This window comes from Rhizobium sp. rho-13.1, from assembly GCF_007000305.1.
GTDB classification, from domain to species: domain Bacteria; phylum Pseudomonadota; class Alphaproteobacteria; order Rhizobiales; family Rhizobiaceae; genus Rhizobium; species Rhizobium rhododendri.
Window position 1 is genome coordinate 1,200,250 of sequence record NZ_SCFL01000001.1, and the last position, 25,572, is coordinate 1,225,821.

Genomic DNA, 25,572 nt, shown 5'->3' on the forward strand with positions numbered 1-25,572 from the left:
GTGCGCTGCCATGGATGAGCCGACGGTGAAGCTGCAGACGGGGGCGCCTGCCCTGAAGCAGACTGCACAGCCGCTGTTCGAGCAGGCGGGTGCAATCTGCTATCGCCGGATTTCCCGCGAGGTGCTGCTGATCACCAGTCGTCGGAGCGGGCGATGGGGCATCCCCAAAGGCAATGTCGAAGCTGGCGAAACCTCCGCACAGGCGGCGGAGCGCGAAGCTTTCGAGGAGGCCGGCATACGCGGCACGTGCGCGCCCGAGATCCTTGGAGCATTTGCCTACCGCAAGGAGGGCACCAACGCATCCTACCGTGTTTCAGTCCACCTTCTCGACGTCCGCCTTGCCGTTACGGAGTTTCCGGAGAAGGGTCAACGCATCATGAGATGGGTACCCTTTCCGGAGGCGATTGAAGCCGTGCACCAGCCCGGATTGAGAATGCTGCTCGGTGTCCTTGGAAAGAGCAGTCTTTTCGGCGAAAATTCGTAAAGCCGGAATAGCATCCCGACGCCTTGTGGAAGTCCAACGGAGTGTCGCCACCTCCAATCTGGAGGGCGCTCTCAGGAACTTTTAAACAAGGCGCTTTCAAAACTTATTTTTGCTAGTATTGAACTTCATGATCCGAAGTTTGGAACGGGTCGTAACCTTGTCAAAAGGGGTCTACGGGGCGTTTTCACAGGTAAGAGCGCTATTGCAGATGGCGAGTAAACCGAGCATCGAGAACTGCCGCATTTCCAAACGCCCGACGATCGACCGCAACATTCGAAAGAACAGCATGTTCCGCACGCCGCTCAAAGCCCAGACCGCCGCATTCCTGCTCTTGAGTCTGCTGCCCGCCTTTGCCGCAAGCGCGGAGGAAACTGCTGTTGCGGCCCCCAAGCAGAACCTTCCGGCCATCGTCGTGACGCAGGCCGTGAAGCGCAACATGGTCGAGAAAATCGTCGCCACCGGAACGGTCAAGGCAGTCGAGGAAGTCTACATCCAGCCGCTCGTCGATGGCCTGCCGATCAAGACGTTGCATGCCGACGTTGGCGACAAGGTAACGGCCGGCAGCACGCTGGCGACGCTGAGCGACGATGCGCTGGTGCTCCAGAAGGCCGAGACGCAGGCAACGCGCGCGAAGGGTCAGGCGACGCTTGCCCAGTTGCACGCCCAGCTGATCGAGGCGCAAGCCAACGACGCCCAGACCGAATTGCAGCGCGCACGCTCCGTTGCCATGGGTGAAAAGGGTACCGTCTCGGTTTCGACCGTCGAGCAGGCAACGGCGTCGGCAGCAGCCAACAAGGCAAGGGTGACATCGGCCGAACAAGCCATCGCCGTCCAGGAAGCCGATCTCAAGGTGGTCGACAGCCAGATCGCCGACATCGACCTGAAGCTTGCCCGCACCGGCGTCAAGACGCCCGTAAGCGGCACGGTCGCGTCGCGCAACGCGCGCGTTGGCGCCATTGCCAACGGCTCAGGCGATCCGCTGTTTACCATCATCCGGGACAGCGCCCTCGAGCTAGTCACCGACGTCTCAGAGAGCGATATAACCAAGATCCAGGCGGGGCAGAAGGCCACCGTCTCGCTCTCCGGCAGCCGTGAAAAGCTGACCGGCTCGGTGCGTCTCGTCTCCCCGACAGTCGATGCCGTCACCCGGCTCGGCGCGGTCCACATTTATATCGACGATGGCAGCAAGGCACGCGCCGGCATGTACGGCAGCACAGAGATCGTCATAAACCAGACGGACGGCATCGCCTTGCCGCTGACTGCTGTCAACAACGAGCCACAGGGATCGTCCGCCCGCAGGGTCGAAAACGGGATCGTCAAGTTCGTCAGCGTTGAAACCGGTATCCAGGACGGCGCCTATATCCAGATCGTCAAGGGTCTGAATGCCGGCGACGAGGTGGTGGCCAAGGCGGGTGCCTACGTGCGCGACGGCGACCACATTACGCCGGTGCACGATATGCCCGCTGCAACCAACTGAACGGGGCTCAGATGAATTTCTCCGCCTGGTCCATCCGCAATCCCGTCGCACCGCTGCTGGCTTTTGTGCTGCTGCTGTTTGTCGGCGTGCAAGCTTTCAACAAGCTGCCGATCACCCGTTTTCCGAACATCGACGTTCCCGTCGTCAACATCACCGTAACCCAGAACGGCGCCTCTCCGGCGGAACTGGAAATGCAGGTGACCAAGGAGATCGAGGACGCCGTCGCCAGCATCAACGGCATCGACGAAATCCAGTCGACGATCAATGACGGCGTATCGCAGACTGTGGTGGTCTTCCGCCTTGAAGTGCCGACGCAGCAGGCCGTCCAGGACACCAAGGACGCCGTCGACCGTATCCGCGGCAACCTGCCGGGCAACGTGGACGAACCGATCGTATCCAAGGTCGATGTCGAAGGCCAGGCGATCCAGACCTTTGCGGTCTCCTCTCCCAATATGACGCTCGAGGAACTCTCGTGGTTCGTCGACGACACCGTCAAGCGTTCGCTTCAGGGCCAGAAGGGCATCGGCCGCGTCGACCGGTACGGCGGTGCGAACCGCGAGGTGCGCATCGAGCTCGATCCCGACAAGCTGAACGCCCATGGCATCACCGCGCTCAGCGTCAACCAGCAACTGCGCGGCACCAACATCGATCTCGGCTCAGGCCGTGGCCAGGTGGCCGGCAGCGAGCAGGCAATCCGCGTGCTCGGCGATGCCCGCGACGTGGCCCAGCTTGCCGACACCACGATTGCGCTGTCCAACGGGCGCTTCGTGAAGCTTTCCGATCTCGGCGCGATCAAGGATACCTATGAGGAGCCGAAATCCTTCTCGCGCTTCAACAACAATCCGGTGGTCACCTTCGGCGTCTTCCGCGCCAAGGGCGCCAGCGAAGTCAGCGTCGCAAAGACTGTGTCCGAAAGCCTCGCGAAGGTCAGGACGGAAAACCCGAACGTCAGCATCGAACTGATCGACGATTCGGTCTACTTCACCTATGGCAACTACGAGGCGGCCATCGACACACTGATGGAAGGCGCGCTGCTCGCCGTCATTGTCGTGTTCCTGTTCCTGAAGAACTGGCGCGCCACGCTGATCTCGGCCATCGCCCTCCCCCTGTCGGCCATTCCCACCTTCTGGATCATGGACCTGATGGGCTTCTCGCTCAATCTGGTGAGCTTCCTCGCCCTGACGCTGGCGACCGGCATCCTCGTCGACGACGCCATCGTAGAGATCGAAAATATCGCCCGCCACATCAAGATGGGCAAGACGCCGTACCGCGCGGCCATCGAGGCTGCGGATGAAATCGGCTTGGCGGTCATCGCCACCACCTTCACCATCATCGCCGTGTTCGTGCCCGTCTCCTTCATGCCGGGCATACCCGGCCAGTATTTCATCCAGTTCGGCCTCACCGTCGCCTTCTCGGTGTTCTTCTCGCTACTGGTCGCCCGGCTCATCACGCCGATGATGGCAGCCTACCTGATGAGTGCCGAAGACGGCATGGACGATCATCACGACAATGACGGGCGCATGATGCGCGGCTACACGCGGATGATCCGGGTTACCACGCGCTGGCGTTACACGACGCTGCTGGCGGCCATCGCCTTCCTGATCGGGTCCGTCTATTTTCTCTTCCAGGTGCCGGGCAGCTTCCTGCCGCCTGACGATGCTTCGCGGATCGTGCTCTCCGTCGAACTGCCGCCAAATGCCCGCCTCGACGACACCGACAAAGCGACCGACGCCGTCTACAAGCGGGTCAAGGACATCGCCGGCGTCGAAAGCGTCTTCGTGCTCGGAGGAGCGTCTCCGAAGGGCGACCTGGAATTGCGCCGCGCGACCGTGACCCTCGGGCTTTTCAAGCGCGACCAATCGCTCGTAACGAGGCTCGTCAACGACGTCCTCGGCTCCATCCCCATCGTCGGCCCGCATTTGCCGAAGGTAACCCCGAAGGGTCGCATTCGGCCGCAATGGGATATCGAGAAGGAAGTCTTCGCCAAGTTGCGCGATATCCCCGATGTCCGGATCACCAAGCTGAACGACCGCGGCGAGCGCGACCTGTCGTTCAACTTCCTGTCGCGTAGCTCAACCGATCTCAACGGCGCCATCGCGACGCTGGAATCGAAGCTGCGAGCCGATCCGCTGCTGGCAAATGTCAGCCCGGATGGCGCCTTGCCGCGTCCGGAACTGCAGATCCATCCGCGCAAGGACGAGGCTGCCCGGCTCGGCATCACGCCGCAGGCGATATCCGACACCTTGCGGGTGGCTACCATCGGCGACAGCGATTCGTTGCTTGCGAAGATCTCGCTCGACGACCGCCAGATCCCGATCCGCGTTCAGGCATCTCTCGACATGCGGCGCGATCTCGCCGCCATCCGCGCACTCAGGATCCAGACGGCAACCGGCGGCACGGTGCCGCTATCGACGGTGGCCGACATCGACTATTCCGAAGGCCTGAGCTCGATCAAGCGCAACAACCGTTACCGCGTCGTCTCCATCGGCGCCGACCTGCCGCAGGGAGTCGCGCTGAACAGTGCATCCGACCGTTTCCGCCAGATCGTCGCCGGGGCGAATATTCCGGCAAGCGTCCACCTGGCTGAAAGCGGCGACGCCAAGGTACAGAACGAAATGCAGCAGGGCTTCATCAATGCCATGCTGCTAGGGCTGCTGCTGGTGCTGTCGGTGCTGATCCTGCTGTTCAAGGATGTCATCCAGCCCTTTACCATCCTGTTCTCGCTGCCGCTTGCCATCGGCGGCGTCGCAGCAGCGCTAATCGTCACCCACAACCCGCTGTCCATGCCGGTGCTGATCGGCATCCTCATGCTGATGGGCATCGTGACCAAGAACGCCATCCTGCTAGTCGATTTCGCCATCGAGATGATGCACAAGGGCATGCCGCGCGTCGAAGCCATGGTAGAAGCCGGACGCAAGCGCGCGCGGCCGATCATCATGACTTCGATTGCCATGTCGGCCGGTATGCTGCCCTCCGCATTGGGCGTCGGCGAAGGCGGCTCGTTCCGCGCGCCGATGGCAATTGCCGTCATCGGCGGCATCATCGTCTCAACCGTGCTGAGCCTGATTGTCGTGCCGTCCTTCTTCCTCATCATGGACGACTTGTCGCGTCTGCTCGGCTGGCTCTTCGGACGTCTGGTCGGGCGCAGGGATGCCGACGACGTCGTCGTTACCCAGGAAAGCCTCGCAGCTGCGATGGCGGCGAACCGGGCGGAACTCACGGATCTGGAGCGGCGCTTCGAGCGGCTGGAGCAGAAGGATCCTTCCCACCGGGCGGGCGACGATAAACGGAATATCCTCAACTTGCCGCCTCACGCCGCTGAATAATGTGCGATAGTGACAGGCGGGTACGAAAGCGCTGCGATGGCTGGCCGACGGGGGCATCCTTGATCCAGGTCAAGTTGGTGAAAGCCTCGGGTGGCTATGATGAACATTATATTTTTGGAGGGCTTCGTGCATGAGCAGTCTGCTGCCGATGGGCGAGCGTGAGAAGTCGCTTCTCCGGACAATGCCGTTTATCAGTTCGCTGATCGGAGAAGCCTCTGACAAGCTGGTCGAGAGCGCCTCCGCCGTCCACTGCGAAGCGCGCGATATTATCTTCCGCCAAAATGAGCCGTCGGAATTCTTCTACTGCGTGCTGAGCGGCTATGTTCGCCTCTACCGCCTGAACAGGGACGGCAGGGAAGCGGATATCCGCCTTTGCGGCCCCGGAGACACCTTTGCAGAGTGCGTACTCTATGCAGAGGGCGGATACCGCTACAATGCCCAGGCGACGGACACGACGCTCCTCTGCCGGTTCGAGACGCACTCCGTGCGGCGTCTTGCGGAGCGTTATTGCGCGATCGACAAGGCGATGGTGAGCGTCATATCGAGCCACTTTCTAGACAGCATAGATTGCATCGCCAATGACCGGCTGCAGACGGCCCCGCAGAGGGTCGCCAACTATTTGCTGAATGCCTGCGCCGGCAGCGGCGAAGCCGCCCAGCTCCGCCTACCCTTCCCCAAAAGCCTGCTGGCAGGAAAACTGGGCCTGGCGCCGGAAGCCCTGTCGCGGGCGTTCTCGACCCTTAGGAGCTCCGGCGTCACAGTCCACGGCCGCCTGATCGAGATCAAGGACCCGGAAGCGCTTAGAAACGTCTGAGCTTCAAAGCCCGCCGTGGAGCTTGAGGAAATCGACGATCGTGCCAACGCCGTCGCCGCGCTTCATGTCGGAGAACACGAAGGGCAGATCGGCCCGCATGCGGGTTGCGTCACGGTCCATGACCTCGAGATCGGCACCGACATGCGGCGCAAGGTCCTTCTTGTTGATGACCAGCATGTCCGATTTCGTGATGCCGGGCCCGCCCTTGCGCGGGATTTCCTCGCCCTGGCAGACCGAGATCACATAGATGGTGATGTCGGCAAGATCCGGAGAGAACGTTGCGGCGAGGTTATCGCCACCGGATTCGATGAAGACGATATCGAGATCCGGAATCCGCGCATTCAGCCCGGCTATCGCCTGCAGGTTGATGGTTGCATCCTCGCGGATGGCGGTGTGCGGACAACCGCCGGTCTCCACGCCGACGATACGATAGGACGGCAACGCCTGCATCCGTACCAGTGCCTCGGCATCTTCAGTCGTGTAGATGTCGTTGGTGACGACGGCGACGGAATACTCGTCGCGCAATGCCTTGCACAGCTTCTCCGTCAGCGCCGTCTTGCCGGAGCCAACAGGACCGCCGATACCGACGCGCAGGGGACCGTTTCTGGATTTCATGGTTCGAACTCCGATAAAACATAAGGATAGTGAAACGCGACAGCGGCGGATAGAGGCAAATGACGTATCCGCACCCCGCCCCGCCGGGATGAGAGTGGCAGAGCGGCGATCACGAGCGGAACAGCCTCACCCGTTGCGTCTCGTGCCTGAGAGCCACGATGTCGGCCTGGACAGCGGCCGAACCCAGATCGTCCAGGGTGGAAGACGCTGCTTTGGCGGCGGTAGTCGAAACCAGGGTTTCAAGCCCGGCAAGCACCCCGACGCCGTCCCTCTGGCCACATACACTGAGCCGAATGGACGCCGAGACGCCCTGCGACACGAAGGCATGCAGGTAAGCCGCGATAGCGTCGCGTGCCCCGACCCCATGGGCTGCGGCAACCGCGCCGACGGCAACGGGATAGGCAAGCTTTTCAGGAACAGACACCGGCATCTGCGGCCATGCGCCGGCAGCCGCCAGGAAAGCGTCCCCCAGTAGCATTGTTTCCTGATGCCGCTCCCGCGAACCGGCCAAAGCTTCTGCGAGTTCGGCGCAGGCAGCAAGCGGCTGGGGATCAGATGCCGAAGTATGCGCCTCGGCCATCAACACCGCATCGTTCCAGACAGCGCCATGGGTAAGGACCGAGGACAACCATGAATCGAGATCCCGGGCATTGGTCACCAGCCCGTCATGCACCGCTCTTTCGAGGCCTTGCGAATAGGCAAACGAACCAATCGGGAAGGCCGGCGACAGCCAGGCCATCAGACGCAGCAGGGCAGTTGTTTGACTGACGTCACCCATGACGGTCAGTCGTGTGCCGGATGGCCGTGGTCGTGACCATGCGAATGGTAGGCGCCTCGCGCCGGCTGAAAAGGCTCGGTGACGTCGGCCACATCGGCACCCAGGCCTTCGAGCATCGATCGAATGACGTGATCGCGCAGGATGAGGATACGATCTTCCTCGATTTGTGCCGGTAGATGCCTGTTGCCGAGGTGCCAGGCGAGCTCGATCAGATGCAACCGGTTGCGCGGCTTGATCTCGAACAGCTTCTCCGGCGCAGCGACGATCTCGATGAGTTCACCGTCCTCGCGCACCAGAAGATCGCCGTGGGCCAGCAGAACCGCTTCCTTGAGGTCGAGCATGACCATGTCGCCGTTCTCCAGATGCAGAAGCTTGCGGCGAAGATGGCGAAGATCATGCGGCAGGACGACCTTTTCGATCGGATGGGAAGATGGGGTGCCAGCCGGAAGATAGGAGGTGATGCGTTGCATGGAAGGTTCCGTTTCTGTGAAGCGTGACCATGCAAAATAGTCATCGTCTATGCAACAGGAATGCGAACGCGACGTTTGGTTTCCCAGGCGCCAAACCCGGGCCGAGGCATTGCGGTCATATATGTCATGTCGGGATCGAGCAAACTGGAACAGTGCGCGACGGTGTGGGGCCTTTCGTTTTCATGTACAACCCGGTTTCGGCCCAGCGCCTTCGCGAGATAAAGCGCGTTGTCAGCAGCCGCATAGACAGCCTCCGGACTGCGCACCGGGGTGAAGTCGGCAATACCCGCCGAGATCGTGACGGAGATCGCGCCACAATCGATCAAAATACTGGTGTTGCAGACTGTGACCTTCGCAGCTTCGATCCGCGCAATACGATCTTCGGCACTGCCTCCGGATAGCAGAACACCGAACTCCTCGCCCCCGAGACGACCGACCACGGCCTGCTCGCTGAAAATTTTCGACAACACTCCGGAGATCGCAACGATAACGGCATCACCGGCGGCGTGACCATAGCGGTCGTTGACCGACTTGAAGCGGTCCACATCGAAGATGACCAGCGATGCATCTTTATCCGCGCCCGCCATGGATTCGGCAAAGGCGCGACGGTTGAATAGTCCAGAAAGCGTGTCGGTGCGGCTCAAACGTTCGAACTCGGCACGCGAAACCGAAATTTCGTGGATGGAGTAGCCTGTCAGGACCGCGAGAATGGCGGACACCGTTCCCCCGATCAGCCAGGAGAGCATGATGCCAAGCCGGATGCAGTCCGCTAGCGGCAGCCGCAAAATGCCGAGCCACGACATCACCGGCAAGGCCGTCACGACCACCATGAGCGAGAGGAGAACCGATAGAAAACTCGCCTTTAAGGCGAAGATATAGATCGTCCGGCGTTGATGAAAGTTACCGAGCTCGACCTGTAGCGGTATCCATCTAGACATGCAAACCGCCCTCCCCACTCCCGCAACACCCGCATTTGGGATAGCCGCCCTTCTCATTACAGAGTGTTAAGGAAATCGATAGAATGCGGCCTACCGGTAAGTTGTGAACGCTCAGCGAACAAACCATAAGCATTTGATTATAATGTTCTAATTTAGACAGAAACGCAATAATTGCCAAAGGTTGCGTGCCGCCAAATCCATGCCGGAATAATGTCTCGCTACGGCACGCAATCGCCTCAAAACCACGCAAAGTATTTACCGCTACAATATCCCTGGTAAACGAATTGAGCCCCGAAGTCGGGGCTCAATCAAGACAGGATATTTTTTGTTAGGCAGCAACCTGAAGCGACTTGAGGTTCTCCAGGATGTTCTGCGGCGAAGAAATGCCATAGGGATCGTTCTCGGCGTTATCCGAGTAGCCCTCTTCTTCAAACCACTGCTCGACGACGCCGTCATTGATAACGGCAGCGTAGCGCCAGGAGCGCATGCCGAAGCCGACATTGTCCTTGCAGACGAGCATGCCCATCTTGCGGGTAAACTCGCCGGAACCGTCCGGAATGAGCTTGATGTTGACGAGGTTCTGCGACTTGCCCCAGGCATTCATGACGAAAGCGTCGTTGACCGAGATGCAGTAGATATCGTCGATGCCCGCGGCCTTGAACTCGCCGTACAGCTTTTCGAAATCAGGAAGCTGGAAGGTCGAGCAGGTCGGCGTGAATGCGCCCGGCAGGGAAAACACGATGACGCGCTTGCCGGCGAAATAGTCGGCAGATGTCACGTCCTGCCACCGGAAGGGGTTCGAGCCACCGACAGATTCATCGCGAACGCGGGTGCGGAAGGTGACGGAGGGTACTTTTTTCCCGATCATCATAATCATCTCTCCTTCGAAGGATGGGTCAGCAGCAAGTCTTGGGAGAAAATCTGCCGGCCCGATTGAATACCCCTCCGTAGCGAAGAAATTGCGGCAGTGCAGCATAAAAATGGGCATCCACAGGCTCGCATGACAGTCATGCGGGAAGCGCATGGCGTCCTTGTCAATGGACAGGCTGTGACGGCATCAGGAGGTCTGGAGAGACTGCCATTCCCTCAGATCGTCCGTCTGGATCCAGATCGTGTCCTCGTCGCCGGCGCGACCATGCTCCAGCTTGAAGGCTGCGACCTCGAGAAACAGTGAATGATATTCGAGCAGCCTCAAAAGGGACGCATCCGCTGGCTCGGCGACATCCTCGAGCGCCTCGCGGGTGACGATTACCAGCCAGTTCTGACTCTCGTCGCAGGCCGAGATATGGCCGTTTTCATCGGACAGAAAGGGCGGGAATCCGTCCCTCATCGACAGCGTCATGACTTCGCCTCTCTTGGCCGGCAGTTCCGGGTACTATTGTCGGCGATTGGATTTGCCGCCCGCGCCGTGCAGCTTGATATCGCCATTATCGGGGAAGAACTGCGGACCGACGATACGCACCACCCTGCCAGGACGGTCTTCTTTGCCGGAAACGCTAGTGTCGGCCTGAACTGTCTTAGGCCGCTCCAGCGCAACGCTACCGCCGGCGGAGGCCCCGTATACGCCAACGGTGGTTACAGCCGCCAGAAGCCCCAGGATGATGACGGTCGTTTTCGGAAAAGTTTTCATGGTGAACTCGCCAGGGTTGGTGTGTTGCTGGCGAAATGGTTGAACGCCCCATAAGTTCCCGCAAGGGGCGACTTAAGCGACAGACAGCCAGGAGCATGCGGAAATACTTAACGAAGCAGGCGCAATTCGCGTCGTTATTGCGCTGTTCACCCGGACCCGCTGAGGTTTGCAATCGTCAACCCACGCATTTTGCATGGCTGCAGTGAAATATGAAGGTATTGTGACAACGCTCCGCGCGGCGTACACGCGGCCTCCTCGGAATAAAAGTACACGCAAATCACATGCTCAATATCAAAACTCTTTTAAGCGCCAAGATAGTCAGGCGCGCAATCTGTCGTGCGAACGTCGTTGGCAGACGCCGTCGACGTGCCGAACTGCTGGCGAAGAACGCCGTGCATCCATCTATGTTCGGAGACAGCCTCGGCTGATAGCCGGTATACGCTTTCGTTGAAAGACATGGCCCGCCAGCATCCATTTGCGATGCTGGCGGGCATATTTATATCTAGCCTAGAACAGGAAGTAGCGCTGCGCCATCGGCAAAACTGTTGCCGGCTCGCAGGTGAGAAGCTCGCCGTCCGCCCGCACCTCGTAGGTTTCCGGATCGACCTCGATATGCGGCGTCAGGTCGTTATGGACCATCGACGCCTTGGAGATGCCGCCGCGTGTGTTGCGCACCGCGACCAGTTGCTTCGCCACGCCTAGCCTGTTCTGCAGTCCTGCATCGAGCGACGCCTGCGACACGAAGGTGACGGAAGAATTGGTCAGGCTCTTGCCGAAGGCGCCGAACATCGGCCGGTAGTGCACCGGCTGCGGCGTCGGGATGGAGGCGTTCGGATCGCCCATCGGGGCTGCCGCGATCGTGCCGCCGATGATGACCATGTCCGGCTTGACGCCAAAAAACGCCGGGCGCCACATGACGAGGTCGGCGCGCTTGCCGACTTCGATGGAACCGATCTCATGGCTCAACCCCTGCGCAATCGCCGGATTGATGGTGTATTTGGCAATGTAGCGCTTGACGCGGAAATTGTCGTTTTCGCCGATTTCCTGCGCAAGCCTGCCGCGCTGGCGCTTCATCTTGTCGGCCGTCTGCCACGTGCGGATTGCTACCTCGCCGACGCGGCCCATGGCCTGGCTGTCGGACGAGATGATCGAGAAGGCACCGATATCGTGGAGAATATCTTCAGCCGCAATGGTTTCCTTGCGGATACGGCTCTCGGCAAAGGCGATATCTTCCGGGATTGACGACGAGAGATGATGGCAGACCATCAGCATGTCGAGATGCTCGGCAATCGTGTTGACGGTGTAGGGCCGCGTCGGGTTCGTCGACGACGGAATGACGTTCGGCTGGCCGCAGATCTTGATGATGTCAGGCGCATGCCCGCCGCCCGCACCCTCGGTGTGGAAGGCGTGGATCGTCCGGCCCTTGATCGATCCGATGGTATCCTCGACAAAGCCGCTTTCGTTCAGCGTGTCCGTGTGGATCATCACCTGCACGTCGTATTCGTCTGCAACCGTCAGGCAGCAGTCGATGGCCGCGGGCGTCGTGCCCCAGTCTTCGTGCAGCTTCAGCGCACAGGCGCCGCCCAGCACCATTTCCTCGAGCGCGCCAGGCAGCGAGGCATTGCCCTTGCCGACAAAGGCAAGGTTCATCGGAAACGCGTCGGCAGCCTCGATCATCCGCGCGATGTGCCAAGGACCGGGCGTGCAGGTCGTGGCAAGCGTGCCGTGCGCCGGGCCGGTGCCGCCGCCAAGCATGCAGGTGATGCCGGACATCAACGCTTCCTCGATCTGCTGCGGCGCGATGAAGTGGATGTGGCTGTCCATGCCGCCGGCGGTGATGATCTTGCCTTCGGCGGCAATCGCCTCCGTGCCCGGCCCGACGATGATATTGACGCCAGGCTGCATATCTGGATTACCAGCCTTGCCGATGGCCACGATGCGTCCATCCTTGAGGCCGATATCGGCCTTGACGATGCCCCAGGTGTCGATGATCAGCGCGTTGGTGATGACCGTATCGACGGCACCGTCGGCGCGCGTCACCTGGCTCTGCCCCATGCCGTCGCGGATGACCTTGCCACCGCCGAACTTCACCTCTTCGCCATAGGTGGTGAAATCCTTTTCGACCTCGATGAACAGTTCGGTGTCGGCAAGCCGCACTTTGTCGCCGGTGGTCGGCCCGAACATGTTGGCATAGGCGGCGCGGGAGATCTTGTAGGCCATCGTCTTTTTACCTCTGGAGCTCGGATAGTTGCGTGTCTCTGGCTTATGCCCTGTCTAGGTCGTCGCTGTCGGTCGATGTGTTACCGTGCCATCCGGAGACACCAGCGGGGCCGGCGGCATCGTTCGATGAAGCTCAATTTCCCGAGCCTTCCGCCATTTCCTTCAGTTCCTTTGTCCGCAGCCGGGTCATCGTCGCCTTGCAACTTGATACGAGCATTGGCTCCATCGATCCGCCGCGCGCCTGGAAGCCCTCCGCCTCGCATTGACCGTCCCGGTAGGCGATCCAGCCGCGCTGTCCGGCAAGCAGTGCCTTCTCAGCGCCCTTCATCTCTCCTTCGAGATCGGCATCGACTGCCTGCAGGGACGCCCGGGTCTTCTTGTATTGCGTGTTCAGATCGGCATCCGCCGAATCGAAATCCTGTTCCGCGCAGATGTTCATATCCATTTGCGTCTCGGCCTTGCTGCAGTCGGGCGTTTCGTCAGCCAAGGCTAGACCGTGCACCGCCGCCATCATCATGCCTGCCGCAGCCATCATCAGGTTCAAACGCATCGGCTGTCCTCAGTGGTGCGGGATCAGAGCTTGCCCATGACCAGCTGGCGAAAACCGTAGACCTCGCGCTTGCCGGAAAGGGGAATGAGCGTCACAGAGCGGGTCTGGCCTGGCTCGAACCTAACGGCGGTGCCGGCCGGGATGTCGAGGCGCATGCCCCTCGCCTGCTCGCGGTCGAAGGCGAGCCCGCCGTTTGTCTCGGCGAAATGATAGTGGCTGCCGACCTGCACCGGCCGGTCGCCGGTATTGGACACGTCGATGGAGATCGTCGGGGCGCCGGCGTTCAATTCGATATCGCCGCTGGCGGCAATGATTTCACCGGGGATCATCGGATGTTCCTCTTCATGCGGCCTCGGCGGGCGGGCAGCCCCCGGCCTTCAATATACGTTTCGTCGAGGCCGGATTGGCCGCAAGTTTTGCTGCCGGTCGTACCGGACGACGGACCAGCTCACCACCGCAGTTCGGGCATATGCCGGAAAGCGTGCCGGAGGCGCAATCGGCACAATAGGTGCATTCGAAGCTGCACATCATCGCCTCGCGGCTATCCGCCGGCAGGTCGCGATCGCAGCATTCGCAATTGGGCCTGAGCTCGAGCATGACAGGCTACCGGATAGGTTCGTGGACGGTGACAAGCTTGGTGCCGTCGGGGAAGGTCGCCTCGACCTGCACGTCGTGGATCATCTCGGCAATGCCTTCCATCACCTGGTCGCGGCTGATGACATTTGCACCGGCCGACATCAGGTCGGCAACGGACCGGCCGTCGCGTGCGCCCTCGACGACGAAGTCGCTGATCAGCGCGATAGCCTCGGGATAGTTGAGCTTGACGCCGCGCTCAAGCCGCCGGCGCGCCACCATCGCCGCCATGGAAATCAACAGCTTGTCTTTTTCTCTCGGAGTGAGGTTCATCGTCTGCCTATCGCTTGAACTAGAGATTCCAGACTTTCGGCACTGGCGCGCCATTGCGCAAGGCCGAAATGATCGGGATGAGGATTTTTCTGAGCGCAAAGCCATCTGCCGCCGCAAGCCGGATCACCAGCTTGCCGTTCCAATGGCTGACGCCGCCGTTGCGCCCCTCCAGCATCGGCCGAACGGTCGAGAGATAGCGCTCCGCCGAAGGGCCTGCGTAGAGAACCGTGACGAAGGCAACCTGCCCGCCCAGCACCGCCCGCTCGGCAGTCAGGGCCGCGACATCGCCGTCGAACCGCAAGTCCTCGGCATGGATCAGCTTGCCGTTGCGGCGAATGCGCCAGCGGTCGCGGAAAAGTCCGGTCAGCATCGCCTCGCCCATCGCCTTGCGGCCCAGCAATACGGCTTCGACAGCGAGGAATTCCGCCGTCCCGTCGAGGTCGACATCGAGCGTGCGCGACAGCGCAGCGCGGTCGAACAGGATCGTCTCCTGCGGCAACCAGTCGACCCGCGCTCGGGCGCCGACCTCGATCCGCGTCCTGATTTCGGCAATACCGGCGGATGCCTTGTAGATCTTCTCGCAGGCCTGCGTCGTCACGTCGATGCGTGTCTGCGCCGCCGCCGTGACGCTCCAGTCCATGCGATCGCCACCGGTCAGCCCGCCCGCCGTGTTGATGATGACGGCTTCCATCGAGCTGTCGAAGGTGTCTGGCAGCCGTATCTTGGCAGCGCCTTCCTGGAAGAATTCGGCAAGCCGGGTACGTCCGTCGAGCCACTTCGCCGCCAGGTGGCCGCGTCCCTCGGCCCTTTGCGGCCTGGTGCTCGCTGCCATCATCGTCATTATGCGATCCTTGCGGTAAACTTACACAATAGCCGCCATTCAACCTCGCAAGCGTCTGAATGCAAGCTCTTTTTCGTTTCGCCGTATTTCTGAGAAGCTTCCATCAGACCGTCAGGTGGCGTCGGGCTTCCGGCTTATCCAGCGTTTCGGCCAACCCTTCATGAACGATCTCGCCGCGGTCCATGATGTAGACATAGTCGGCAAGCTCCCGGCAGAAATCGAGATATTGCTCGACCAGCAGGATCGCCATCCCAGTTGAATCCCGCAGATACTGGATGGCACGGCCGATGTCCTTGATGATCGAAGGCTGGATACCTTCCGTTGGCTCGTCAAGCACGAGGATCTTCGGCCGCGTCACCAGCGCCCGGCCGATGGCCAACTGCTGCTGCTGCCCGCCCGAGAGATCGCCGCCCCGCCGCGACAACATGGATTTCAGTACCGGAAACAGTTGGAAGATGTCGTCCGGCACGGTCCGGTCGCGGCGCGCCAGCGGCGCAAAGCCGGTCTCAAGATTTTCCTTCACCGTCAGCAGCGGGAATATCTCGCGCCCTTGCGGCACATAGCCGATACCCTGCTTGGCCCGCGCATAGGGCGCCAGGCCGTCGAGCTTATGATCGTTGAAGCTGATGCTGCCGGCACTCAGCGCATGCTGGCCGGTGACAGCCCGCAGCAGCGAACTCTTGCCGACGCCGTTGCGCCCAAGCACGCAGGTGATCTTGCCCATCTCCGCCTTGATCGAAATGCCGCGGAGTGCCTGGGCGGCGCCGTAATGGAGATTTGCGTTTTCGACGGTCAGCATGGTGCGGATTCCTTTGTTTTCCGGGCGAGCACCCCCCTCTGTCCCTCCGGGACATCTCCCCCACAAGGGGGGAGATCAGCCGAGACTTCTGGGCCCGAAAGGGAAAAGAACGATCTCCCCCCTTGTGGGGGAGATGTCAGCGGAGCTGACAGAGGGGGGTAAGCCCACCCCAGACTGTGGATCATGCCGTTCATCACCGCCCCAGATAATTCTCGATCACCTTCGGATCGCTGCTGACGAAATCGATTGAGCCTTCCGCGAGCACGGAGCCTTCAGCGAGACACGTCACCTTGACGCCGAGATCGCGGATGAAGCCCATGTCGTGCTCGACCACCACCACCGAGCGGGTCTTGGCGATTTCCTTCAGCAGGATTGCCGTCTCGGCGGTTTCCGCGTCCGTCATCCCGGCCACCGGCTCGTCGACCAGCAGCAGCTTCGGCTCCTGCGCCAGCAGCATGCCGATTTCCAACCACTGCTTCTGGCCATGGCTGAGGTTGGCCGCCAGCTCGTCGCGCCGATGGTGCAGCCGGACGGTATCGAGGATCTCGTCGATGCGGGCGCGGTCGGTCGGGGTCATCCTGTAGAACAGCGTCGCGAACACGCCGCGACTGCGGTTCAGTGCCAGTTCCAGATTGTCCCAGACCGTATGGCTCTCGAACACCGTCGGCTTCTGGAATTTCCGGCCGATACCGAGCAATGCGATGTCGGCCTCGTCCTTCTTGGTGAGATCGACGGCGCCGTTGAAGAACACCTCGCCTGAGTCTGGCTTGGTCTTGCCGGTGATGATGTCCATCATCGTCGTCTTGCCGGCACCGTTCGGGCCGATGATCGCCCTGAGTTCGCCGGGCTCGATGACCATCGACAGCGAATTCAGCGCCTTGAACCCGTCGAAGGAGACAGACACGTTGTTGAGGTAGAGCATGCTTGTGGGTTTGCCGTCCGTGATCATGCTCTTACTCCGCCGCCTGAATGGGTTCGTCGCTCTCGCCTTTTTCCGCCGCCGCGGACGCCCGCCGCGACCTGCCGCCGCCGGTGCCGTAATGGGCAATCGTGCCAATGACGCCACGTGGCAGGAACAGCGTCACGGCGACGAATAGCCCGCCGAGCGCAAACAACCACACCTCAGGAAATAGTCCGGTAAAGATCGTCTTGCCGCCGTTGACGAGGATCGCCCCGATGATCGGACCGATCAGCGTGCCGCGCCCGCCGACCGCCGTCCAGATGACCACTTCGATGGAGTTGGCCGGTGCGAATTCGCCGGGGTTGATGATGCCGACCTGCGGCACGTAGAGTGCACCGGCAATGCCAGCCATCATCGCCGAGACAACGAAGGTGAACAGCTTGATGTTCTCGACTCGGTAGCCGAGGAAACGGGTCCGGCTTTCGGCATCGCGCACACCGACCAGCACCTTGCCGAACTTGGAGCGCACGATACCCGACGCGATCAGCAGGGCCAGCGCCAGAAACAGCGCGGTCAGCGCGAACAGCGCCGCACGGGTGCCGTCGGCCTGAATGTTGTAGCCGAGGATCTCCTTGAAGTCGGTGAGGCCGTTGTTGCCGCCGAAACCCATGTCGTTGCGGAAGAAGGCCAACAGCAGCGCATAGGTCATCGCCTGCGTGATGATCGAGAGATAGACGCCGTTGACGCGCGAGCGGAAGGCAAACCAGCCGAATACATAGGCGAGCAGCCCCGGCACCAGCAGCACCATCAGTGCTGCAAACCAGAAATGGTCGAACCCGTACCAGAACCACGGCAGCGCCTTGTAGTTCAGGAACACCATGAAATCGGGCAGGATCGCGTTGCCGTAGGAGCCGCGGGCACCGATCTGGCGCATCAGGTACATGCCCATGGCATAGCCGCCGAGCGCGAAGAAGGCGCCGTGGCCGAGCGACAGGATGCCGCAAAAACCCCAGACGAGATCGAGCGCCAGCGCCAGTAGCGCGTAGGTCAGGTATTTGCCGAACAGCGACATGATGTAGGTCGGCACATGCAATGCGCTCTGCGGGCTCGTCAGGAGGTTGGACGCCGGGACGAGAATTGCCACTGCAATCAGCAGCAGGATTGCAATGATGATCTTGCGGTCGAGAGACCGGAGCAGGAAGGCCGTTATCATGCTTCCACCGCCCTTCCTTTGAGTGCGAAGAGCCCACGCGGTCGCTTCTGGATGAACAGGATGATGAGGACGAGCACCAGGATCTTGCCGAGCACGGCGCCGGCATAGGGCTCGAGGAACTTGTTGAGGATGCCGAGCGACATGGCGCCGACCAGTGTTCCCCAGAGACTGCCGACACCGCCGAAGACGACGACCATGAAGCTGTCGATAATGTAGGCCTGGCCGAGGTTCGGCGAGACATTATCGATCTGACTGAGCGCCACACCAGCCATGCCTGCAACGCCTGAGCCAAGCGCGAAGGTGAAGGCATCGACCCAGGCGGTGCGGATACCCATCGAGGACGCCATGCGCCGGTTCTGGGTTACCGCCCGCATCTGCAGCCCGAACGACGAGCGCTTCAGCAGCAGCAGCAGGGCAACAAAGACGACCAGCGCAAAGGCGATGATCCAGAGCCGGTTCCAGGTGATATCGAGGCCGCCGAGGTCGAACGAGCCGGACATCCAGTTGGGATTGCGGACTTCCCGGTTGGTCGGGCCGAAGATCGATCGCACCGTCTGCTGCAGGATGAGCGATATCCCCCAGGTGGCGAGCAATGTTTCCAGCGGCCGCTTGTAGAGGAAGCGGATGACGGTGCGCTCGATCAGGAAGCCAACGGCGCCGGTGAACAGGAAGGCTGCGGGCACGGCAAAGGCCAGGGAATACTCCGCAAGTCCCGGCGCATATCGGGTGATGGCCTCCTGCACGACATAGGTCGTGTAGGCACCGAGCATGACCATTTCACCATGCGCCATGTTGACGACGCCCATTACGCCGAAAGTGATCGAGAGGCCGATGGCAGCCAGCATCAGAACCGAGCTCAGCGACAGGCCGTACCAGATGTTCTGCGCGACATCCCAGAGCGCCAGGGTATCCTTGATCGCATCCATATCCTTTTGGATGGCAGGCTGCAGGTCGGCCGATGCCGTCTGCATCGCTGCCGTCAGGATGGTCAGCGCATCGCGGTCCCCGCGGGCCGCGATCATGTCGATGGCAGCCTTCTTGTCGGCCGGGCTGGCGTCGGTCTTCAAAAGCACGACAGCGCGCGCCGCTTCCATGGTCTTCTTGACCTGAGGATCTTTTTCCTCGGCCAGCGCGGAATTGAGCAGATCGATATTGCTGGGGTCGGCGTCCTTCAGCATGCCCTCGGCAGCCGCGAGGCGTGCGTCGCGATCCGGGCTTAGCAGCGTCAGCTGGCCAATCGAGGCGCTGATGACGCCGCGCAGAGAATTGTTGACCTTGACCTTGACCATCGTGTCCGGATCGACGTCGGCCACAGCCTCGCCGGTGAGCGGATCGACAAAGGTTGGCGCATCGTCGGTGCCACCCTGCAAAAGTACCGGGCCGCCATCCTGGTTGACGAACAGCAGGCCGTCGCTCAGTTCCTTGAGGATCTTGCCGACATGCGGGTCCTTGGAAGCAACCAGCGCCTTGATCGCCGCTTCGCGTTCCGGAAAGTCGCCGACACCGAGCGCGTCGACCAGCGGATGGACCGCATCTTCCGCCTTCAGCACGGTGGCGAAGGCCGGCAGGGCGAGGCATAGGGTCAATAGGAAAATCTTGATGGCGCGATACATCGGCTCTTTTGCCTCGGTTATCGTAAAGCTGGGCTTTCCCTTCTCCCCCTCGGGGAGAAGGTGGCCCGAAGGGTCGGATGAGGGGGCACGGCAGAGAAGCCCCCTCATCGTCTCGCATTCGCTCGACACTTCTCCCCGACGGGGAGAAGGGGGAGAGATCCCCCTTACGTGCCTTGTCCAAATTACATGCCCTTGCCACCGCACTTGCCGGTAGCGACGTTGAAGTTGCCGCAGGACATTGGCTTGCGCCAATCGGAGATCAGGTCCTTGGAGTCGGGCAGGTAGTCCGACCATTCGTCGCCAACAACAGCAGGCGTCTGCTGGACGATGTCGAACTGGCCGTTGCCCTGGATTTCACCGATCAATACTGGCTTGGTGATGTGGTGGTTCGGCATGACGGTGGCATAGCCGCCCGACAGGTTCGGAACGGTCGTGCCGATGATCGTGTCGAGCACCTTGTCGGTGTCGGTGGAGCCGGCAGCCTGGACAGCCTTAACCCAGGCGTTGAAGCCGATATAGGCGGCTTCCATCGGGTCGTTGGTAACGCGCTTGTCATTCTTGGTGTAGGCGTGCCACTGCTTGATGAAAGCCTTGTTGGCAGGCGTTTCAACGGATTCGAAGTAGTTCCAGGCGGCGAGATGGCCGACCAGCGGCTTGGTGTCGAGACCGGCCAGTTCTTCTTCGCCGACCGAGAAGGCGATGACCGGGATGTCGGTGGCCTTGATGCCCTTGTTGCCGAGTTCCTTGTAGAACGGCACGTTGGCGTCGCCGTTGATCGTCGAGACGACGGCGGTCTTCTTGCCGCCCGAACCGAAATCCTTGATCTTGGAGACTTCAGTCTGCCAATCGGAGAAGCCGAACGGCGTGTAGTTGGTCATGATGTCTTCTTTCGGAATACCCTTGGAAATCAGGTAAGCCTCGAGAATCTTGTTGGTGGTGCGCGGATAAACATAGTCGGTGCCTTCGAGAACGAAGCGCTTTACGCCTTCCTTCTGCATCAGGTAGTCGACGGCCGGGATCGCCTGCTGGTTAGGCGCGGCGCCTGTGTAGATGATGTTGCGCGAGGATTCTTCGCCTTCATACTGGACCGGGTAGAACAGCAGCGAGTTCAGTTCCTCGAATACAGGCAGAACCGACTTGCGGGACGAGGATGTCCAGCAACCGAATACGGCTGAAACCTTGTCCTTCTGGATCAGCTCGCGGGCCTTTTCGGCAAACAGCGGCCAATCGGAGGCGGGATCGACGACGACGGCTTCGAGCTTCTTGCCGAGAAGGCCACCCTTCTTGTTCTGCTCGTCGATGAGCATCAGCATGGCATCCTTGAGAGTGGTCTCGGAGATGGCCATGGTGCCGGAAAGCGAATGAAGAATGCCGACCTTGATCGTGTCGTCCGCAGCATAGGCGGCGCCGTTGAACAAAGCCGACGTCGACAGGACGGTACCGATAACGGCACCCGTGACGTAGTTCTTGAAATTCATTGTTTTATCCCCTCTTCGAATTCGACAACACCGGCGAAAACCCGCCGTTAACTGTTGCTTGAGGGACTATGGTTTGGCGCGGGAGAAAACCGTATACGCAATTTGACGTAGGCGGTGGGCGAAACGTGCATCCTTTGCGTCGCGCCGCTTTAAGGCCGAGGATGAACCGTGTTAGCTATCCTCACAGCAAATCGCAGAGGACGTCGACAAAGGCATGGCCGCACGCCAACGCATCATCCCCGTCAGGCGCGAATATAATCGCTGGGTCGCCAACCAGACGCTGGAAGACTACGCCCTGCGCTTTACCGCCAAGAGCGCCCGGCAATTCTCCTCGGCGCGGATTTCGCAGACGGCTATCGGCGCCATCTCGTTCCTGGCGCTGGAGGCAATCGGCGGCGCCATCACGCTCTCCTACGGCACGACCAACGCCTTCTACGCCATCATCGTCGCCAGCCTCGTCATGCTCGGCATCGGCCTGCCGATCAGCCGTTACGCCATCCGCCACGGCGTCGACATCGACCTTCTCACCCGCGGTGCCAGTTTTGGCTATATCGGCTCGACCGTCACCTCGCTGATCTATGCCAGCTTCACCTTCATGCTGTTTGCCATCGAGGCATCGATCATGTCCGGTGCGCTTGAACTGACGCTCGGGATCCCGCTGTGGATCGGTTATATCATCAGCGCCTGCATGGTGATCCCGTTGGTCACTCACGGGGTCCGCCTTATCAGCCGCTTCCAGCTTCTGACCCAGCCCTTCTGGATCGTCCTGAATGTCCTGCCCTTCGTGTTCATCGCCTTTTCCGACTGGGAAAAGTTCGATATCTGGCGGGCCTTTGCCGGCCTCGACCGGCCATCCTCTTCCGGCACCCTTGCGCCCTTCAACCTGATCGATTTCGGCGCTGCCTCGGCTGTCATCCTCGCGCTGATTTCGCAGATCGGCGAACAGGCGGATTTTCTGCGCTTCCTGCCGCCGGAAGGCCATCGCAAGCTTCGCCACCGGCTGGCGATCTTTCTTGCCGGTCCCGGCTGGGTGATCATCGGCGCGCCGAAGCTGCTGGCCGGCTCGTTCCTTGTCGTGCTGACGCTGAGCGCCGGCGTGCCGCCCGACCGTGCCGCCGACCCGGCCCAGATGTATCTCACAGCATTTGGCTACATGATCCCCTGGCACAATGCAGCGTTGCTGCTGATGGTCGCCTTCGTGATGGTCTCGCAGCTGAAGATCAACGTCATGAACGCCTATGCCGGCTCGCTGGCCTGGTCGAATTTCTTCTCGCGCCTGACCCATAGCCATCCCGGCCGCGTCATCTGGCTGGTGTTCAACGTCGCCATCGCGCTGCTACTGATGGAGCTTGGCATTTACCGGCTGCTGGAAGAGACGCTCGGCATCTTCTCGATCATCTCCATGGCCTGGCTCTGCACGATTTCGGCGGACCTGTTCATCAACAAGCCGCTCGGCCTCGCCCCAGAAGGCATCGAGTTCAAGCGCGCCCATCTCTACGACATCAACCCAGTCGGCCTTGGCGCCATGACCCTGTCGGCCGGCATCGCATTGACGGCGCATTTCGGCCTGTTCGGCGCAGTCGCCGCATCGCTTGCTCCCTACATCACCCTGATCGTAGCGCTGGTCGCCTCGCCTGCCATCGCCTGGGCCACCAAGGGCAAGTTCTACCTCGCGCGCAAACCGCGCCAGAGCTGGAAGAACCTCACCGATATCACCTGCTCGATCTGCGAGCACCCGTTCGAGCCGGAGGACATGGCCTGGTGCCCCGCCTACGCGGCGCCGATCTGTTCGCTTTGCTGCTCGCTCGACAGCCGCTGTCACGACATGTGCAAGCCGAACGCCAATCTCAACGCCCAGATCGGCACCGTCGCCCGCGCAGTGCTGCCGGCGACGGTCATCGCCAAGCTGACAACGAGGCTAGGGCGCTATGGCATCGCCGTCGTGCTGGCGCTCGGTGCCGTCGGCGTCATCCTCGCCCTCATCGCCCACCAGGTATCCTCCGCATCGCCGGAGACGGCCGAAGTGGTCAACCGCACCATCCTGATCGTCTTCTTCGTCTTCGCCGTCATCGCTGGCATCGTCTGCTGGTTCTACGTGCTGGCCCATGACAGCCGCGTCGTTGCCGAAGAGGAATCATCGCGACAGAACACGCTGCTGCTGAAGGAAATCGCCGCCCACAAGAAGACCGACGCGGCGCTACAGACCGCCAAGGAAACAGCTGAAAGCGCCAACCGTGCCAAGAGCCGCTATGTCGTAGGCCTCAGCCACGAATTGCGCACCCCGCTCAACGCCGTGCTCGGCTACGCCCAGATCCTCGAGCGCGACGAAACGATACCGGCGCCGCGCCAATCCTCGATCCGCGTGATACGGCGCAGCGCCGAGCACCTGTCGGGGCTGATCGACGGACTGCTCGATATTTCGAAAATCGAGGCCGGTCGCCTGCAGGTCTATTCGAACGAGATCAACATCCGCGATTTCCTCGACCAGATCATCGACATGTTTCGGCCGCAGGCACAGGCAAAAGGCCTCACCTTCATCCATGAGCGCGCCGCCTCCCTGCCGGATTACGTCCGCACCGACGAGAAGCGGCTGCGGCAGATCCTCGTCAACCTGCTGTCCAACGCCATAAAATTCACAGACCGGGGAACGGTGCGCTTCGACGTCGGCTATCGTAGCCAGGTGGCCACATTCTCGCTTTCCGACACAGGACGCGGCATCGCCGAGAAGGACCTCGGACGCATCTACGAGCCGTTCCAGCGTGGCGAGGCAGAAACCGTCCGGCCGATGCCGGGCCTCGGCCTCGGCCTGACCATCACCCAGCTCCTCACCAACACCCTGGGCGGCGAGATTTCGGTGACCAGCGAAAAGGATGTCGGCTCGACCTTCAAGGTGCGGCTGATGCTGTCCGCCGTGCAGCGGCAGATGAAGCCCGTGCCGCAGGAGCGCAAGATCGTCGGCTATGACGGCTCGAGGCGGACGATCGTTGTCGTCGATGACAACGAGGATCATCGGGAGATGATGCGCGAGATTTTGGTGCCGCTCGATTTCGTTGTCCTGACCGCCGTCAGCGGCCCGGATTGCCTGACACTGATCGAAGGCATCAAGCCCGATCTTTTCCTTGTCGACATCTCGATGCCCGGCATGAACGGCTGGCAACTGGTGGCAAGGCTGCGCGAAAGCGGACAGGCGGGACCGATCCTTATGCTCTCGGCCAATATAGGCGATGGAACCGCTGGTCGAGAAAACAGCAGCGGCCACGACGACGCCATCAGCAAGCCGGTCGATATCCGGCAATTGCGCGACCGGCTGGCGCTACATCTCGGCCTCAAATGGATCTATGCCGACACCGTTGCAGCCCCTGCAATTAAGGCACCGCTGCCAATGAAGAGCCCCGGCCTCGATCATATCGGAGAGTTGATAAGCCTTGCCGAAATCGGCTATATCAGGGGCATTGAGGCAAAGCTTGCAGATATCGCCAGGCTGCCCGAGAACCAGCCTTTCATCGATGCTCTCCGGGTTTATGTCCAGGCCTTCGATCTGACCGGCTTTCTGGCATTCCTGCGTGAATTCGACATCGAAAAGGTAGAACCGATTGGCTGAACCCGCCCTGCCCCGCGACATCGTTCTGCTCGTGGATGACTCGCCGGAAGCCCTCGGATTTCTGACCGAAGCGCTCGAACAATCGGGCTTTTCCGTTCTGATCGCCACTTCCGGTCCGGCGGCGCTCGCCATCGTCGAGCGTATCACGCCCGACCTTATCCTGCTCGATGCCGTTATGCCCGATATGGACGGTTTCGAAACTTGCCGCCGGCTAAAGGCGAATTCCGGCATTTCGCAGGTGCCGGTGATCTTCATGACGGGGCTGACCGAGACCGAGCACGTCGTCCACGCGCTGGAATCCGGTGGCGTCGATTATCTTACCAAGCCGATCAATATCGACGAGTTGCGCGCCCGCATCCGCGTTCATCTGCGCAATGCCCGCTCGGCGCAAAGTGCAAGGGTGGCGCTCGATGCCGCCGGCCGCCACCTGCTCGCCGTCAGAGGCGATGGCAGCATCCACTGGTCGACGCCGCAGGCAACGCGATTGGTCAATGCCGCCACCGGCAGCGACGATGGCCTGGAGCTTGTCGTGGCTGAAATCAGCGGCTTCATGCGAAAAGGCGGGCGCACCCTTCCCACTCGCGACAACGTTCTGTCCATCAGCCCCAACGGCCATGCAGCGCTGCAACTGGCTTTTCTCGGCACGATTGGTCCTGACGAGCACCTGTTCCGGCTGACCGCTGCACGGCAACATGCCGACGACAGCGTGCTGCGCCAGCATTTTTCCCTCACCCAGCGCGAATCCGAAGTGCTGCTGTGGATCGCCAAGGGCAAGGCCAACCGCGACATCGGCGAAATCCTCGGCCTTTCCGCCCGCACGGTAAACAAGCATCTGGAGCAGATCTACGTCAAGCTCGGCGTCGAGAACCGCGCCTCGGCAGCCGTCAAGGCGGCCCATGTGCTGCGCGAGATGTAGCG

Annotated in this window: 25 protein-coding genes; 6 read left to right on the forward strand and 19 right to left on the reverse strand. The window is 61.1% G+C overall.

Features of this window, described 5'->3' with window-relative positions:
* Positions 1 to 10 precede the first annotated feature (10 nt).
* The 4 genes from EQW76_RS05955 to EQW76_RS05970 all read left to right on the forward strand — a co-directional run bounded on the left by EQW76_RS05955 (position 11) and on the right by EQW76_RS05970 (position 6,101).
* Positions 11 to 484: an NUDIX hydrolase gene (locus EQW76_RS05955; RefSeq protein WP_142823487.1), complete on the forward strand. Its 474-nt coding sequence runs from the start codon at positions 11 to 13 to the stop codon at positions 482 to 484.
* 286 nt (positions 485 to 770) lie between these two features.
* On the forward strand, positions 771 to 1,961 hold the full coding sequence (locus EQW76_RS05960) for an efflux RND transporter periplasmic adaptor subunit (protein ID WP_142823621.1): 1,191 nt from the start codon (positions 771 to 773) through the stop codon (positions 1,959 to 1,961).
* An 11-nt stretch (positions 1,962 to 1,972) separates the two neighbouring features.
* Positions 1,973 to 5,287, forward strand: a complete 3,315-nt coding sequence (locus EQW76_RS05965) for an efflux RND transporter permease subunit (protein ID WP_142823488.1) — start codon at positions 1,973 to 1,975, stop codon at positions 5,285 to 5,287.
* Between the two features lie 130 nt (positions 5,288 to 5,417).
* Positions 5,418 to 6,101: a Crp/Fnr family transcriptional regulator gene (locus EQW76_RS05970; RefSeq protein ID WP_142823489.1), complete on the forward strand. Its 684-nt coding sequence runs from the start codon at positions 5,418 to 5,420 to the stop codon at positions 6,099 to 6,101.
* A gap of 3 nt (positions 6,102 to 6,104) precedes the next feature.
* Here EQW76_RS05970 and ureG read toward each other — a convergent pair whose 3' ends face one another.
* From ureG to urtA, 19 genes are all read right to left on the reverse strand, one after another.
* The gene (gene ureG, locus EQW76_RS05975) at positions 6,105 to 6,716 is read right to left on the reverse strand and encodes an urease accessory protein UreG (protein ID WP_142823490.1); all 612 of its coding nucleotides are present in this window, start codon (positions 6,714 to 6,716) and stop codon (positions 6,105 to 6,107) included.
* Between the two features lie 109 nt (positions 6,717 to 6,825).
* Entirely contained in the window at positions 6,826 to 7,494 is a 669-nt protein-coding gene (locus EQW76_RS05980; protein ID WP_142823491.1) for an urease accessory protein UreF, read from the reverse strand.
* A gap of 5 nt (positions 7,495 to 7,499) precedes the next feature.
* Entirely contained in the window at positions 7,500 to 7,964 is a 465-nt protein-coding gene (ureE, locus tag EQW76_RS05985) for an urease accessory protein UreE (protein WP_142823492.1), read from the reverse strand.
* 47 nt (positions 7,965 to 8,011) lie between these two features.
* Complete coding sequence (locus EQW76_RS05990; protein WP_161991112.1) at positions 8,012 to 8,794, reverse strand: GGDEF domain-containing protein; 783 nt, start codon at positions 8,792 to 8,794, stop codon at positions 8,012 to 8,014.
* Positions 8,795 to 9,230: 436 nt separating this feature from the next.
* The gene (locus tag EQW76_RS05995) at positions 9,231 to 9,770 is read right to left on the reverse strand and encodes a peroxiredoxin (RefSeq protein WP_142823622.1); all 540 of its coding nucleotides are present in this window, start codon (positions 9,768 to 9,770) and stop codon (positions 9,231 to 9,233) included.
* Positions 9,771 to 9,959: 189 nt separating this feature from the next.
* Complete coding sequence (locus EQW76_RS06000) at positions 9,960 to 10,244, reverse strand: hypothetical protein (RefSeq protein WP_142823494.1); 285 nt, start codon at positions 10,242 to 10,244, stop codon at positions 9,960 to 9,962.
* A 33-nt stretch (positions 10,245 to 10,277) separates the two neighbouring features.
* Positions 10,278 to 10,532: a hypothetical protein gene (locus EQW76_RS06005; protein ID WP_142823495.1), complete on the reverse strand. Its 255-nt coding sequence runs from the start codon at positions 10,530 to 10,532 to the stop codon at positions 10,278 to 10,280.
* 302 nt (positions 10,533 to 10,834) lie between these two features.
* Positions 10,835 to 10,990 carry a hypothetical protein gene (locus tag EQW76_RS28995; RefSeq protein ID WP_153816480.1) on the reverse strand — a complete coding sequence of 52 codons (156 nt, stop codon included), beginning with the start codon at positions 10,988 to 10,990 and terminating at the stop codon, positions 10,835 to 10,837.
* A gap of 49 nt (positions 10,991 to 11,039) precedes the next feature.
* A complete protein-coding gene (ureC, locus tag EQW76_RS06010) occupies positions 11,040 to 12,752 on the reverse strand; it encodes an urease subunit alpha (protein ID WP_142823496.1) in 1,713 nt (570 codons plus the stop codon).
* Positions 12,753 to 12,885: 133 nt separating this feature from the next.
* Positions 12,886 to 13,302 (reverse strand): lysozyme inhibitor LprI family protein, encoded by a 417-nt coding sequence (locus EQW76_RS06015; protein WP_142823497.1) that lies wholly within the window; start codon positions 13,300 to 13,302, stop codon positions 12,886 to 12,888.
* A gap of 23 nt (positions 13,303 to 13,325) precedes the next feature.
* Positions 13,326 to 13,631, reverse strand: a complete 306-nt coding sequence (locus EQW76_RS06020) for an urease subunit beta (RefSeq protein ID WP_111222537.1) — start codon at positions 13,629 to 13,631, stop codon at positions 13,326 to 13,328.
* 13 nt (positions 13,632 to 13,644) lie between these two features.
* On the reverse strand, positions 13,645 to 13,899 hold the full coding sequence (locus tag EQW76_RS06025) for a DUF1272 domain-containing protein (RefSeq protein ID WP_111222536.1): 255 nt from the start codon (positions 13,897 to 13,899) through the stop codon (positions 13,645 to 13,647).
* Positions 13,900 to 13,905: 6 nt separating this feature from the next.
* Positions 13,906 to 14,208, reverse strand: a complete 303-nt coding sequence (locus EQW76_RS06030) for an urease subunit gamma (RefSeq protein ID WP_142823498.1) — start codon at positions 14,206 to 14,208, stop codon at positions 13,906 to 13,908.
* 19 nt (positions 14,209 to 14,227) lie between these two features.
* Positions 14,228 to 15,049, reverse strand: a complete 822-nt coding sequence (locus tag EQW76_RS06035; RefSeq protein WP_142823499.1) for an urease accessory protein UreD — start codon at positions 15,047 to 15,049, stop codon at positions 14,228 to 14,230.
* Between the two features lie 103 nt (positions 15,050 to 15,152).
* Complete coding sequence (urtE, locus tag EQW76_RS06040; RefSeq protein ID WP_142823500.1) at positions 15,153 to 15,848, reverse strand: urea ABC transporter ATP-binding subunit UrtE; 696 nt, start codon at positions 15,846 to 15,848, stop codon at positions 15,153 to 15,155.
* A gap of 193 nt (positions 15,849 to 16,041) precedes the next feature.
* Positions 16,042 to 16,797 (reverse strand): urea ABC transporter ATP-binding protein UrtD, encoded by a 756-nt coding sequence (gene urtD, locus EQW76_RS06050; protein ID WP_111222533.1) that lies wholly within the window; start codon positions 16,795 to 16,797, stop codon positions 16,042 to 16,044.
* Positions 16,798 to 16,801: 4 nt separating this feature from the next.
* On the reverse strand, positions 16,802 to 17,962 hold the full coding sequence (urtC, locus tag EQW76_RS06055) for an urea ABC transporter permease subunit UrtC (RefSeq protein ID WP_142823502.1): 1,161 nt from the start codon (positions 17,960 to 17,962) through the stop codon (positions 16,802 to 16,804).
* Positions 17,959 to 19,575 carry an urea ABC transporter permease subunit UrtB gene (urtB, locus tag EQW76_RS06060; protein WP_142823503.1) on the reverse strand — a complete coding sequence of 539 codons (1,617 nt, stop codon included), beginning with the start codon at positions 19,573 to 19,575 and terminating at the stop codon, positions 17,959 to 17,961. The genes urtC and urtB overlap by 4 nt, the downstream gene beginning before the upstream one ends.
* Positions 19,576 to 19,757: 182 nt before the next feature.
* Positions 19,758 to 21,053, reverse strand: a complete 1,296-nt coding sequence (gene urtA, locus EQW76_RS06065; RefSeq protein WP_142823504.1) for an urea ABC transporter substrate-binding protein — start codon at positions 21,051 to 21,053, stop codon at positions 19,758 to 19,760.
* 214 nt (positions 21,054 to 21,267) lie between these two features.
* Between urtA and EQW76_RS06070 the strand changes: the two genes are divergently transcribed.
* Complete coding sequence (locus EQW76_RS06070; RefSeq protein ID WP_142823505.1) at positions 21,268 to 24,654, forward strand: ATP-binding protein; 3,387 nt, start codon at positions 21,268 to 21,270, stop codon at positions 24,652 to 24,654.
* Positions 24,647 to 25,570: a response regulator gene (locus tag EQW76_RS06075; protein ID WP_142823506.1), complete on the forward strand. Its 924-nt coding sequence runs from the start codon at positions 24,647 to 24,649 to the stop codon at positions 25,568 to 25,570. The genes EQW76_RS06070 and EQW76_RS06075 overlap by 8 nt, the downstream gene beginning before the upstream one ends.
* Positions 25,571 to 25,572: the final 2 nt, after the last annotated feature.